Annotated in this window: 10 protein-coding genes; 4 read left to right on the forward strand and 6 right to left on the reverse strand. The window is 45.1% G+C overall.

What is annotated here, in order from left to right; genetic code table 11:
• Nucleotides 1–38: 38 nt before the first annotated feature.
• Together glnG and F0228_RS11415 are read left to right on the forward strand one after the other, a co-directional pair.
• Nucleotides 39–1,442 carry a nitrogen regulation protein NR(I) gene (glnG, locus tag F0228_RS11410; RefSeq protein WP_102423528.1) on the forward strand — a complete coding sequence of 468 codons (1,404 nt, stop codon included), beginning with the start codon at nt 39–41 and terminating at the stop codon, nt 1,440–1,442.
• 107 nt (nt 1,443–1,549) lie between these two features.
• On the forward strand, nt 1,550–4,114 hold the full coding sequence (locus F0228_RS11415; protein ID WP_171762242.1) for an EAL domain-containing protein: 2,565 nt from the start codon (nt 1,550–1,552) through the stop codon (nt 4,112–4,114).
• Between the two features lie 83 nt (nt 4,115–4,197).
• On the opposite strand, the gene hemN is transcribed toward F0228_RS11415, so the two are convergent.
• The 5 genes from hemN to F0228_RS11440 form a co-directional block, all read right to left on the reverse strand.
• On the reverse strand, nt 4,198–5,589 hold the full coding sequence (gene hemN, locus F0228_RS11420) for an oxygen-independent coproporphyrinogen III oxidase (protein WP_008218481.1): 1,392 nt from the start codon (nt 5,587–5,589) through the stop codon (nt 4,198–4,200).
• Between the two features lie 282 nt (nt 5,590–5,871).
• On the reverse strand, nt 5,872–6,360 hold the full coding sequence (locus tag F0228_RS11425) for a DUF2489 domain-containing protein (RefSeq protein WP_008218483.1): 489 nt from the start codon (nt 6,358–6,360) through the stop codon (nt 5,872–5,874).
• A 6-nt stretch (nt 6,361–6,366) separates the two neighbouring features.
• Nucleotides 6,367–6,924 carry a Der GTPase-activating protein YihI gene (yihI, locus tag F0228_RS11430; RefSeq protein ID WP_171762243.1) on the reverse strand — a complete coding sequence of 186 codons (558 nt, stop codon included), beginning with the start codon at nt 6,922–6,924 and terminating at the stop codon, nt 6,367–6,369.
• Complete coding sequence (locus tag F0228_RS11435; protein ID WP_171762244.1) at nt 6,924–7,562, reverse strand: class I SAM-dependent methyltransferase; 639 nt, start codon at nt 7,560–7,562, stop codon at nt 6,924–6,926. Before F0228_RS11435 ends, yihI begins: the two co-directional genes overlap by 1 nt.
• A 570-nt stretch (nt 7,563–8,132) precedes the next feature.
• Nucleotides 8,133–8,750: a c-type cytochrome gene (locus F0228_RS11440; protein ID WP_061033100.1), complete on the reverse strand. Its 618-nt coding sequence runs from the start codon at nt 8,748–8,750 to the stop codon at nt 8,133–8,135.
• 148 nt (nt 8,751–8,898) lie between these two features.
• Between F0228_RS11440 and yihA the strand changes: the two genes are divergently transcribed.
• On the forward strand, nt 8,899–9,558 hold the full coding sequence (gene yihA / locus F0228_RS11445) for a ribosome biogenesis GTP-binding protein YihA/YsxC (protein WP_032498332.1): 660 nt from the start codon (nt 8,899–8,901) through the stop codon (nt 9,556–9,558).
• 224 nt (nt 9,559–9,782) lie between these two features.
• Nucleotides 9,783–10,382, forward strand: coding sequence for a GTP-binding protein (locus tag F0228_RS11450; protein WP_116869839.1), 600 nt, complete (start codon nt 9,783–9,785; stop codon nt 10,380–10,382).
• A 506-nt stretch (nt 10,383–10,888) separates the two neighbouring features.
• Here the strand turns inward: F0228_RS11450 and polA are convergent.
• Nucleotides 10,889–13,684 carry a DNA polymerase I gene (gene polA, locus F0228_RS11455; RefSeq protein WP_171762245.1) on the reverse strand — a complete coding sequence of 932 codons (2,796 nt, stop codon included), beginning with the start codon at nt 13,682–13,684 and terminating at the stop codon, nt 10,889–10,891.
• Between the last annotated feature and the right edge of the window lie 558 nt (nt 13,685–14,242).

Raw genomic sequence — 14,242 nt, forward strand, 5'->3', positions numbered from 1 at the left:
GATTATCACAATAGATTTGGCTGCAAAGGAATTGAATTATGAGTAAGGGATACGTTTGGGTCGTCGATGACGACAGCTCTATCCGCTGGGTAGTAGAGAAAACACTTTCGTCTGCGGATATAAAGTGTGAAACATTTGCTGATGCCGAGAGCGTCCTGCTTGCTCTTGAACGCGAGACACCCGATGTACTGGTGTCTGATATCCGCATGCCCGGCATTGACGGGATCGAACTATTGCATCAAGTGCATCAGCGCTCTCCCGACCTCCCGGTGATCATCATGACGGCGCACTCCGACTTAGATGCTGCAGTCAATGCTTATCAAAAAGGTGCCTTTGAATATCTGCCTAAGCCATTTGATATCGATGAAACGCTCACGCTCGTAGAACGAGCGATCGCCCACAGCCAAGAGCAGAAGCGCGAACAAGCCAGTGAAGCCTCTGAAGAGACCAATGCGCCAGAGATCATTGGTGAAGCTCCGGCAATGCAGGAGGTATTTCGAGCCATTGGTCGTCTGTCTCGCTCATCAATATCAGTACTGATTAACGGTGAGTCAGGTACCGGTAAAGAGTTGGTTGCTCACGCTTTACATCGTCATAGCCCAAGAGCAAAGAAGCCTTTCATCGCACTCAATATGGCGGCAATACCTAAAGACCTCATCGAGTCCGAACTGTTTGGTCACGAGAAAGGTGCCTTTACCGGCGCTAACAGCGTTCGCCAAGGACGCTTTGAACAAGCCAACGGCGGCACCCTATTTCTGGATGAGATCGGTGACATGCCACTCGATATCCAAACTCGCTTGTTGCGTGTACTTTCTGATGGTCAGTTCTATCGTGTCGGCGGTCACTCTGCAGTTAAGGTAGACGTTCGTATCGTTGCGGCAACCCACCAAGATCTAGAGCGACTAGTGCATGAAGGCGATTTCCGTGAAGATTTGTTCCACCGACTCAACGTGATTCGGATTCACATTCCTGCCCTACGTGAACGTAAACAAGATATCGAAAAGTTGACTCATCACTTCCTAGCCTCAGCGGCTGAAGAGCTTGGTGTGGAAGTAAAAACACTGCACCCAGAAACCATAATCAAGCTGAACCAGCTAAATTGGCCAGGTAACGTTCGTCAACTAGAGAACATTTGTCGTTGGCTGACCGTGATGGCAAGTGGCAGTGAAATCCTTCCTTCAGATCTACCACCGGAGCTATTGGAAGAGAAAACCGTCGCACCATCAGGCACTGGCGATAACTGGCAGCAGCTGCTTGCTAATTGGGCAAAATGTGCGCTTGATTCAGGAGAAAAAGAGCTACTTACTTACGCTTTGCCAGAGTTTGAACGTATACTGCTAGAGGCTGCGCTCAACCATACCAATGGTCATAAACAGGACGCAGCCAAGGTTTTGGGCTGGGGAAGAAACACCCTAACTCGTAAGCTCAAAGAACTGTACTAGGCCTTATATGACTCTCGATGCAGCTACTTTTTAACCAAAAAAGTGTCGCTTGGTTTGAATAGTGTCGGTACAATTACAGTACACTATTCACCAAAGTTGTAGCAACGATGTCTTTGAAAACACAAATTACATTGAGAACCGCTGTGGTTCTGCCCTTCGTGCTGATTTTTCTGTTCACTATGGGCGTAATGGTTTTCACTCAAAAGCAAAGCTACCAAGAGATGGTGAGTGATATTAGTGCACGCCAGCTAACATCACTCACAGATAACGTTCATCAAAGCCTAGATGAGTTCTTAGAGAAGCCATTTCACGCCAACCTCTCGTTAAGCCAAAACATCGGCTATCACAAGCTGTATCAGCCTGGAAACCTTAGCAAGGTTCAAGACTACATCCTTTATAAGTTTTCTGACCATTTCACAGCCGTCCCTCAATTAGATGTGATCGGCTTTGGTTCAGAAGACGGTAACTATGTCGGTTTTCGTAAAGAGGCCAACAACGGCTATACCTTAATGCTCCAAGATGACCGCACTCAAGATCAGCTGGTTATCTATCGCGGCAGTAAGATCAGTGACGATATTCGCTCGGTCATTTCCGGATACGATCCTAGAGTTCGTCCTTGGTATCGCCCTGTGGTCAATGACAAACAGCCGTCATGGTCTCCAATCTATGCCAACGCGGACGAACGCCAAGAGATCACCCTTTCGGCTCTTGCTCCTATCTATGACGACAACGAGTTCAAAGCGGTTATCGTTAGCGATATCAAGATCAACACCTTCAACGCATTCTTGAGAGAACTGAAAGAAAAAACCGATGCGTCGGTTTACATCATCGATCAGCAGCAACGCTTGGTTGCCCACTCAGGTAGTGGCAGTGTGATTTCTTGGGGCACAGGCAAAACCAATAGAGGCCAACGCTTATTAGCTACCGAGAGCGCTAACCCAATAATACGTGAGAGTGCTAGCTACGTTGACCAACTGCACTTGATTGAAAAAGAGGGACTCCAACGCTTCAGATTCACCTTAGAAGGCGAACAGTACTTCAATCAAATCACTCCCTACCAAGATGAACATGGCATCACTTGGTTTATCGGTATGTCGATACCCAAAACCAACTTGCTTGGCGAGCTACCTGAAAACCAAAGAGATAGCTGGCTAATTGGACTTACCGTGAGCTGCATTGGCATCTTACTAGGCTTAATCGCTTTCAACCGCGTTACTCAGCCAATCACCTCAACCGCTGATGCGGCAAAGCGCCTTGCCAACGGTGATTGGGATACCAATATGCCGAGGTCTGGCCATATCTATGAAACCAGTATGTTGGTTGAAGCCTTCAATGAAATGGCCAACAACTTAAAGGCCTCATTTAAGCAATTGCAGTCTCAACTGACCTACGACTCGCTCACTAAGCTATATAGTAGAGAAGGTTTGATCGATGCCGCTAAGAAGAGTGCAGCTAACGAGAAAGGCACGCTATTCTTGGTGGGTATTGACCGCTTCCGCGACATCAATGACAGCCTTGGCCATTACAATGGCGACCAACTGTTGATCATATCGGCAGCGCGCTTACGAGGCATGCTGCCATCAGAGTATCTACTGGCTCGTACTGGTGGTGATGAGTTTGCTATCTACGCACCGAACGTGACCCAAGAAAGTGATGTTCAGCTGCTGGCAAACCGCTTACTGCAAACCTTCGCCTCTCCGTTTGCAATGGAATCTGAGAGCGTGATGATTAAAGTCTCAATCGGTATTGTCCATGTGTCCAATGAGCAAGATTTTACCGTGTGGCTTCGTAATAGCAGCATCGCATTGAGTAACGCCAAGCAAGACAAAGCCCGCGTCAGTATCTACAGCCCGGAAATGGGGAACGCTTCTAGGCATAGAACCAAGATGTTGGCGCGCCTCAATAAAGCGATCGACCTTCAACAGTTCGAACCATTTTATCAGCCAATCATCGATCTCGAATCAGGCTCAACCATAGGGGCTGAAGCGCTAGCGCGTTGGGTAACAGATGAAGGCATTATCTCGCCATTAGAGTTTATTCCTCTTGCCGAGGAGAGTGGGCTCATCTACGACATAGGTAAGCAGATCCTGCACAAGTCCTGTCGAGATACCGCCATCGCAATCGAGTCAGGCAAGTGGAGTGAAGACTTCTCTATTCACGTTAATCTCTCGGTTGACCAGCTTAGTGAGAATGGGTTCATTGATTTAGTGAAGAAGACTCTGAGTGACACTCAGCTACCAGCGAAGAACCTCACCTTGGAGATCACCGAATCGCGAATCGTCGATAACGACCCAACGGTCATCGACAACATGCTGACACTCAAAGCATTAGGTATCTCAATTGCGATTGATGATTTTGGTACCGGATACTCGTCGCTGGCCTACCTACAAAAACTGCCATTCGACTGCCTTAAGATCGACCGCAGCTTCGTCAGCAAGCTCGATAAAGAGAACCTAGACAGCTCAATTGTTGCCGCTATCGTCAATATCACCAAAGGCTTCAAGGTTAGCTTAGTCGCTGAAGGGGTTGAGACTCAGCAGCAAGCTGACTTGCTTAAACAGCTACAATGTCCGCAGGCGCAAGGCTTCCTATACAGTCGCCCGGTGCCGTTTGACCAATGGCCGACTGATCTTGCTAACGCTAAACAAGGCCGCAAACAGACTACTGCCTAAGCAAGCTAAGATTAGAGTAAGTCGAATACAAAAATGCCAGCGTGATGCTGGCATTTTTTATGTTTTTATTCTCGAGCGAGTAATTAGATAACTCGAGAGAACTGCTGTTGGCGAGCCTTAGCACGCAAGTATTTATCGAAACACATACAGATGTTACGAATCAACAGACGACCACGAAGCGTTACACGGATTTCCTTGTCGTCTACCTCAACCAAGTCATCGTTGATGAAGGTTTGCAGAAGCTCTAAGTCTTCTTTGAAGTAGCGATTAAAATCAACAGCAAACTCAGATTCGATCATCGTCTTGTCGAGTTTGAAGTTACAGATCAGCTGCTTAATCACTTCACGACGCAGTAAATCATCGTTATCGAGTGCTACACCTTTCCAAAGCGCATGGCGAAGGTCATTCACTTGAGCGTAGTATTTCTTCAGCTCTTTTTGGTTTTGCGCGTAAGAGTCACCCACCATAGAGATAGCCGACACACCAAAACCTACTAGGTCACATTCGCCCTGAGTCGTGTAGCCTTGGAAATTACGGTGCAACACACCTTCACGCTGCGCCACTGCTAGCTCATCTTCAGGAAGTGCGAAATGGTCCATACCGATAAACTGGTAACCAGCACCCGTTAGCGTCTCGATAGTATCTTGCAAGATCGCCATCTTCTCTTCAGCTTTTGGCAGGTCTTCATCTTTAATCTTACGCTGCGCCGCAAACAGTTGTGGCATGTGAGCGTAGTTAAATACCGATAGACGACCCGGTTTCATCTCAAGCACTTGCTTCAGCGTTTCAGCGAACAATGCTTGAGTCTGCTTCGGTAGGCCGTAAATCAAATCTAGGTTCGTTGAACGGAAGCCAAGCTCTTTAGCACGCTGAACCATAGCGACGATGAACTCTTCATCTTGCTCACGATTAACCAGCTTTTGCACTTCTTTATTGAAATCTTGAACACCGATACTCAGGCGGTTGAAGCCTTCGTTGCGCAGGTGATCCAGCACATCGAGTTCAATCTCACGTGGGTCAACCTCGATGCTGATCTCAGCGTCAGCAGTGAAGTTAAACTCATCACGTAGAATCATCATTAGACGCGTGATTTGTGTCTTGCTTAGGAAGGTTGGTGTACCACCACCGAAGTGTAATTGAGTCACTTCGCGACCATTCAATAAAGAAGCACGTTGGCGGATTTCATGCTCAATCACATCTAGGTACTCGTCCGCTTTGTGCGAGTGACGAGTAATCACCTTGTTACAACCACAGTAGTAACAAAGCTTATGGCAGAACGGGATATGCACGTAAAGCGACAGTGGACGCTCTGGGTATTGCGTACACGCCATGTCGTAATCAGAGACGGTAAACGCTTCATGGAACTCCAACGCAGTTGGGTATGAAGTGTAACGAGGTCCCGAATAGTTGTACTTGTTTAAGATTTCTTGGTCCCAAACGATTTGCTGATTCGTTGTTACTGGCTTGCTCGACATAGCGGTACTTCCAATTTAGATCCGCGAGAACCTAGGCTCTCTCAAATCAATTTACATACATTAAAATATAGACGGGTTATTTTGCCACACGACCTGTAAGGTCGTTTCAAGACAAAATCCATTTTCTAGATAAAAACTCAGAACTGCTAGCTTGATCACTAACAATGCACCGGAATACGGAGGTGCAAAAGGTAAGAAGGCTCATTTAGCACTCGGGTTAAAGATAATTCATCTTAAAAACACCGGTAGTAAACAAGCCTCTATATTTAATAGTCTTAGCGACTAGATCATCTGGATGTTGATTTGGTTGTTAAGAGGCTTAACCTTCTCCTGCAACCTTTTCAAATCCTCGATGACTGCATCGTTCAAGCGAGTCTCTGCCTTGTGGCGTGTGAGATTCTGCTGCATGCGCTCTTTCTTTGTCAGTTCCTGCCTTTCTTCTCCGCGCGCCATATCTTTAACGATATGGTACAACTCGGAAAGGGCCGGATATTCTGCGTCAAGGTCGACACGCTCATCTCCCTGAACATTATCCATGATGATACACACTCGGATACTGATCTCAGGCAAATCACACTGGCCTTGAATACCCGCAAGACACAAAGTATTTACGTTTTCGTAAATCGTCGCGTTACGTTTTTCAATCGCTAGTGCTTGATGCTGCTTTTGCAACTCCGTCTGCTTCTTCACTTGAAGTAGAAGGTAACCTGCGTAAGAGCCCAAGCCGAGAATGATAATTCCACCAGCAATTGCTAATAAGGTTACGTTCATTGGCTATTAACCTTTAAAGCTGTCTAAGTCGATGTCTTCGAACTGAGATAACAAGTCTTCGTCAGAGCTTGCTTTCTTTTTCGATACAACGGGTGCTTCTTCGAAGATTTCGTCTTCATCGTCTTCTGGCTCTAGCAAACCTAAACGGCCCATTAGGTGCTCAATGCGATCAAGCTTCTCATCAACGAACTTCTGTAGACCAGCACCTAGGTTTTCACCATTTTCGATACGATCTAGTAGTGTGTTCAGCTGTGGATCATTCTCAAGCATCTCTAACTCTTGCTCGTTAGATAGCTTACGCTCTTGCTTAGTCAGCCTCTTCACTGGTTCAACGATCAGTGGGATTTTTTTCTTGCTACCTAAACGTGGGTCGCGATCTTGTGCAGCTTTACGCTGTTTTGCTTCGCTACCATCTGAGTGGCGGCTACCCGATTTTAGGCCCTTGCGCTTTTTAATACGCTTACGTTCACGACCTTCAACGTCAGATTCGCTACGGTTACGAGTAACGATAACTTCAGGAGCACCATATGCTCCCGGCTTTCTAGATTTTTTACTACGGCTCATTACTGGGTCTTCCTCAGTAAAATTACATCATTTCCAATAAATTCGAGTTCGAGCTTATCCCGCTCAGCCAAAAACTGGAATGTTTGACGACTAAAGAAGACGACATGTGTCGGGTCATTCTTATAGTGCCAACCAGCAAACGCGTCAACGTCTATTACTAGCTTGGTCATCAGACCAATCCAGCCCTTGGGCTTAACTAAATTCAACCATTGCTGCCACACCTGATCTGGGTGGTAAAGATGCTCTATCACCTCGGTGGCAGTCATAAAGTCATACGTTTTCTCCAGCACAGAAGTTTCTGGGTGGTAGTAAATATCGTATAACTCCATGGTGTGTCCGGCTTCTTCTAACATAATAGATAGCGTAGGGCCTGGGCCACAACCAAAATCCAACCCGTATGAGTTAGATGAAATTTTGTCTGTTAATGGATCCGCGATGCGAGATAAAAAGCGGCGATAACCAGCATCACTAGGATCGTTCTCATGAAGATCATAGTGCGCTTTCTCTTCGTTTGCTTCTAACCTTTGATCTGGTTTTACAAATACCAGCTCACATTGCTGACACTGCAGATAGGCTCTGCGTTTGTCTTCAAAATAGTGATTCACGCCATGGTGATGGCATAAGGGACAAGTATACATAGCACATCCTTAAACAGGGATGCGAAACATACCAGAAACTGCGTTTATAGTGGAGAGGTATTGGGTGTTTTTTCATCAAATCAATAAAAAAAGCGATAGGAAAACCTATCGCTCTCTAAATCTGCCTATATCGGCCAAAATTTGCATACTCAACTTGGTACACAAATCTCCATTTGTTATTGGTGCTTTCCATGCCAAATTTGTTTGTTGTTCATCGTCCTGATGAGTTTTGGCTATCCTTTTCTAACACCTTGTTGCTGGGCTGTCCTAGCCTGATCCGTTTCTGTCTATACCGTTAGACTAGATGATCATCCATATCTAAGTCAGCTCCTAGCTGATGGCGGTTACTTTACCGTGTTACAAAAAGACTACAATAGTGCGACTTCACACTTTCGCACATAAATTGATCACACATAGATAAATTAGACATAAGAAGACAAAGTATCACAAATATCTATTAAATAGCACTTAAAAAAGAAAACGCCCCAATCATTTCTGATCAGGGCGTCTTCTTCAATCTCGCTCGAACGTACATTTCTTCACTCTGGCTAAGAGCGAGAAACCGACAAATTAGTGTAGACCACCAACGTACTTCGATAAGGTATCAATTTCTGCGTCTGTTAACTTTTTAGCTACATCACGCATCATCGCATTCATGTCGTTATTACGGCTACCATCGCGGAATTTTTCAAGTTGAGCCTTGATGTATTCTGCGTGTTGACCTGAAATCTTAGGGAAACCTGACAGCTCGGTGCCGTTACCACGAGGGCCGTGACAAGCGATACACGCTGTTAGGCCGCGCTCTGCGTTGCCCGCTGTGTAAAGTACCTTACCTTCATCAACTACGTTTTCAGGTGTAGAGTTGTTAGAGATAGGTAGAGATGCGTAGTATGCCGCTAGGTCAGCCATATCTTCTTCAGATAAAGGCATCGCCATTGCACCCATTACAGGTTCATAACGACCTTGCTTACCACCACTCGTCATACCTAGCTTAAGCTCCTTTAACTGCTTCTCTAGGTACTTCTCATGTTGACCAGCCAACTTAGGGTACTGAGTGATCAGACTGTTGCCGTCAGCACCGTGGCAGGCAACACATGTTTGTGATTTGGCTTTACCAGCTTCAATACTACCTTGAGCCCATACTGAGCAGCTGGCTAAAAGACTCAAAATTAGCGCTAATTTCTTCATGACATTCCATTATAATTATCAAGCTTCCAGTACCACTCTATGTTGCCACTCATGGTACAATAGGCGACCTTATGCCGAGCACGGTTATTTTACACAAATTCACAAAAAAGTAATCAATCGACTACACAAAGTCGAGATGGAGTTAACAGTGAGCGTAAAAATTCATTATCAAAACACGCATTTCATTACCAGTGCACCTGATATTCGTCACTTACCAGAAGACGAAGGGATCGAAATTGCGTTTGCAGGACGCTCCAATGCTGGTAAATCTAGCGCGCTAAATCGCGTTACCAACCAAAAAAGCTTAGCGAAAACCAGTAAAACACCTGGTCGAACTCAGCTTATTAACCTATTTAAGGTAACGGACGGTTGTCATATCGTCGATTTACCTGGATACGGTTTTGCTCAAGTACCGCTTGAGATGAAGAAAAAGTGGCAGAAGTCGCTAGGTGAATACCTACAAAAACGTGAATCGTTAAAAGGTTTGGTGGTATTGATGGACATTCGCCACCCGATGAAAGACCTAGACCAACAAATGATTTTCTGGGCCATTGATAGCCGTATTCCAGTACAAGTACTGCTAACTAAGGCCGACAAGCTGAAACAAGGCGCGCGTAAAGCACAGCTGCTGAAGATTCGCAAAGATGCAGAGTCTTTCGGTGGTGATGTCGCCGTTGACGTATTCTCTTCATTGAAAGGCATTGGTGTTGACCAACTGCGTAACAAGATGGATGAATGGTTTGCTCCAGCGCTTGCTGAACAACTCATCGACGAGCTAGAAAACGAAGAGCACAACGATTCAGAGTAACCTCTATATATAGAGGGAGCACATAGCGAATCGATCGCGACTTCAACAGATCGCACCTTATCAATACCCTGCCTTATATAAGTGGGGTATTTTTTTGTCTATAAATTAGCGGTTTAAACTCAAAAACCGAGAATAAAAAGCAAGATAAACCCGTTACAAACAACAGAAGTGAACCATACTAAAAGACAAACTTTTATAAACAGTACAATGAGAAAGGAACACTCATGTGGAAAATACCCCTAGTCACAATGGCACTGATAATGGTTTCATTTTCAGGGTTCGCCTCTGAAGCAGACACAACAGAAACTCCGCTGATCAACGTTGATATGACCTTAGACTTAGATGGTATGGAGAAATACGCTCAAGATGCGAGTGAGTCTCTTGAGGTAATATCACAATCGCTGCAGGCCATCGTTAATAACCCTAACCTTAGCGACGAGCAACAACTGGCGCTTAATCAAACGGTTGAAAGCATCAACAAACTTGCCGATACAACCAAGACCTCGCTCCATCAACTGCCACAAGCCTTAGACCAATCTCGCGTTGCCTTTAAGCAGACAAGCCAAACGCTGCTCGATGATATCCAAACCAAGATCATCATTGCGTTGGTTGCCGTTGTCGGTGTGATTATTATCGCCCTAACCGCGATTTATCTACTGATCTTGAAGCCAATGCAGCAAACCTTGGTAAAGGCGACCAACAATATCTCCTCAATGGCGCAGTCCATACAGATCACCGCCGAAGCCCTCAAGTACAGCACAGAAAAACAACAGCAAATCATGGACTACATTGAGCATTCACCCACTCAATGCACTGATAAATAGGGCGCGAGCGATCAATCCTTTATCGGCAACTTGTAAAATAAAAGTTATTTCAAATGATAAAACAATCATTTTATGTGTGGATTTAAATTACCAATTGCTGATTGAATTCCAAATTCACCACGAATGAAAGAGAGAAAGAAGACACGTAAAAAGCGTAATAAAAGAACTAGAAATGGGGCGTTTTTCAGGGGAGTTGTAGGGTGGAAATATTTTTCTTTCGCACAAGAAAAAACGCCCCAGTCAAATACTGACTGGGGCGGCTGAATCAGCCTAATCCAATAACGTGAAACAAAAGGTCTGAAAGATAGAACATCTTACCTCTGTACCCTACGAGATTTAATGTACAACAATTGCTCAGAAATGAAAACAATTTTTGTAGTTTTTTTTCATGAATGTTTTATTAAAACACCTAAATTCTTATTGCGACTCAACTTTATTTTAGACAAAAAAAAGCCAGTGTTTGTGCACTGGCTCATACAAATTTGCTTATTAAGGTCAAAAACTGATTAGTGGGCTTGATCCCAGTTGTCACCGTGGCCAGCTTCCGCCACAAGCGGCACTTCTAGCTCTGCAGCGGATTCCATCAATTGTTGTACTTTACTTTCAATTTCGGCTAAAGATGACTCTTCCACTTCAAATACCAATTCATCGTGTACCTGCATAAGCAGTTTCACACGACCATCGCCTTCTGCTTGAATCCACTCATCAACCAACAACATCGCTTTCTTAATGATGTCTGCCGCTGTACCTTGCATTGGCGCATTGATCGCCGCACGTTCAGCTGCCTTACGACGCATACCATTACGAGATTGAATTTCAGGAAGGTGCAGACGACGACCGTAAATGGTTTCTACAAAGCCTTGCTCTGAAGCAGCGCTGCGTGTGTCTTCCATGTACTGCATCACACCAGGGTATCGCTCGAAGTAAGTATCCATGTAGTGTTGTGCTTCCCCACGAGGAATACCCAGTTGCTTAGCCAAACCAAAGGCACTCATACCGTAGATAAGACCGAAGTTAACGGCTTTAGCACGACGACGTTGTTCAGTCGTCACATCCTCAATATTAACGCCAATGATCTCAGCCGCCGTTGCCGCGTGGATATCTTTGCCTTGTTGGAACGCTTCCAAAAGCGCTTTATCACCCGATAGGTGCGCCATGATACGCAATTCAATTTGAGAGTAGTCGACCGCTAGAATCTTCCAACCATGTTGTGCAACGAATGCTTGGCGGATACGACGACCTTCTTCATTACGAATTGGGATGTTCTGTAGGTTTGGATCAGTCGAAGACAAACGACCCGTTGCTGTCACCGCTTGGTGATAAGACGTGTGAACACGACCCGTTTCAGCGTTGATCATCTTCGGTAGTTTATCTGTGTAGGTAGACTTGAGTTTCGCAAGACCACGATACTCAATGATCAGCTTAGGTAGCGGGTAATCAAGAGCCAGTTCTTGCAGCACTTCTTCATTGGTTGAAGGCGCACCTGATGGTGTTTTCTTGATAACTGGCAGACCCATTTTCTCAAACAGGATCGCTTGCAGTTGTTTTGGCGAGTTCATGTTGAACTCTTGCTCTGCAATCTCGTAAGCTTTCTGCTCTAACTCATCCAGACGAACCGCAATCTCTTGCGATTGAGCGCCTAGCAGCATGTCATCGATGAATACGCCAGTACGTTCAACGCGAGACATTACAGGGATCAGTGGTACTTCGATTTCTTCATAGATGGCTTTTAGCTTTTCATCTTGTTCAATGTTTTCCATTAAGCGGTTATGAAGACGTAGTGTTATGTCTGCATCTTCTGCTGCGTATGGAGACGCTTCACCCAGCTCAATCTGGTTGAAAGTAAGCTGTTTCTTACCTTTACCTGCGATTTGCTCAAATGAGATGCAGCTGTGCTGTAGGAAACGTAGCGCTAGGCTGTCCATATCATGCTTGCCACCTACGCTATTGAAAACGTAAGACGCCAACATGGTGTCGTGTTTGATGCCTTTCATCTCGATACCGTAGCGCGCTAGCACACTCATATCGTACTTAAGGTTCTGACCTACTTTCGCTTGTGCATCATCTTCAAGAATTGGCTTAAGCTGTTCAAGTACCCAGTCACGATCCAGCTGCTGCGGTGCATCTAGGTAATCATGGGCAACCGGTACGTAAGCGGCAACGCCTTCTTCAGTTGCGAATGATAGACCAACCAAGTTAGCCACCATGTAATCTAGGCTATCTGTTTCGGTATCAAAGGCAAACACCTCTGACGCTTTCAGTTTCTCTAACCAAACATTGAATGAAGCTTCATCGAGGATGGTTTCGTAGTTGCTGCGATCAATCGTCACAGCAGCCGTGTTCATTTCGACGGTAGACGTTGTTGCAGTGCTGCTGCGAACAGCTCCCGACTTCTCATCAGCTTCAACCACACCGCTGCCACCTTCAAGTAGCTCGTTTAGCCAAGATTTGAAGACCAGTTGGCCGTATAGCTTAATCAGCTCATCCGTATTTGGTTGTGCTTTTACCAATGATTCAGGTGTCTCTTCAAGCTCAACATCCAGTTTGATTGTTGCAAGCTGATAAGACATCTCAGCGTTGTCTTTATTATCAATCAGCTTCTTAGCCATGGTTTTTGAACCACGGAAGCCAAGAGCGGCAATATCATCAAGGTTTTGATACAGCTTTTCGATGCTACCAATGCCTTGCAGCAGAGCAGTCGCTGTCTTGTCACCGACACCCGGAACGCCTGGAATGTTATCGACTTTATCGCCCATCAGCGCGAGATAGTCGATGATAAGCTCAGGCGGGATGCCAAACTTCTCAATCACACCTTCACGATCCATTACTACGTTGGTCATAGTGTTGATCAGAGTAACGTTGTCATCAACCAACTGCGCCATATCTTTATCGCCAGTACTAATAAGCACAGGCATACCCATCGCAGAAGCTTGAGAAGCAAGCGTACCGATCACATCATCCGCTTCAACGCCGGGAATAGAGATAAGTGGCAAACCCATTGCACGAATCACATTGTGCAAAGGCTCAATCTGGCAACGAAGATCATCTGGCATCGGTGGACGATTTGCCTTGTACTCTGGGTACATGTCATCACGGAACGTCTTTCCTTTCGCATCAAAAATTACCGCAATACGATCAGAAGCAAATTGACGCATCATGCTGCGCAGCATGTTAACTACACCGTAAACAGCGTTAGTTGGGATATCACCATTGCTCATTGTGCCAGGGTAAGCATGGAACGCGCGATATAGGTAAGAAGAGCCATCGATCAGAATCAATGGATTATCAGGAATACGAGCCATAATGTTTGTGTATCCAGTAAGTACAGAAATTATCTGTTAAGAATGCCACGTCTGTTGGTTGGATTCCACGTTGTCGATCTGTATCCGTTCACTCGGTTGTGTTCGTTATAATCGATTTGTTGTTATTTTTTGTTCTTAGACGCAAGCGTTCTGTGGATAACTCTGTTTATATTATTTATCCTCCCTGTTGAGAACTAAGGTGAACAACTCAAAAAACACCAATAAATAACTGAAAATAAAGAATAATTTTACAGATCGAACAGATGATCAACGATCTTTTCTCGATCTTGCGTTGTGGAAAAGAATGCTGATGGCGTTTTATTCATAAAAATACGTGCCACTAAATATGCATCTTGTTGAAATGATAGGTATAAAAAAAGCGACACCCGAAGATGTCGCCTAGCAAAAACCGGTAAAGCCATTCAAATTGAATACCACAGCTTTACCTAAAAGCTATAAATTACACTGGAAGCAATGTGAGCAATGTCGTGTCAAAAAGAACTTAGTACAAGTTCGCGAGAATTCTGTTGGGTAACCAAGTAGATACTTGAGTACTTA

The sequence above is a fragment of the Vibrio sp. 99K-1 genome, assembly GCF_013114585.1.
Taxonomy (GTDB): Bacteria; Pseudomonadota; Gammaproteobacteria; order Enterobacterales; family Vibrionaceae; genus Vibrio; species Vibrio chagasii_B.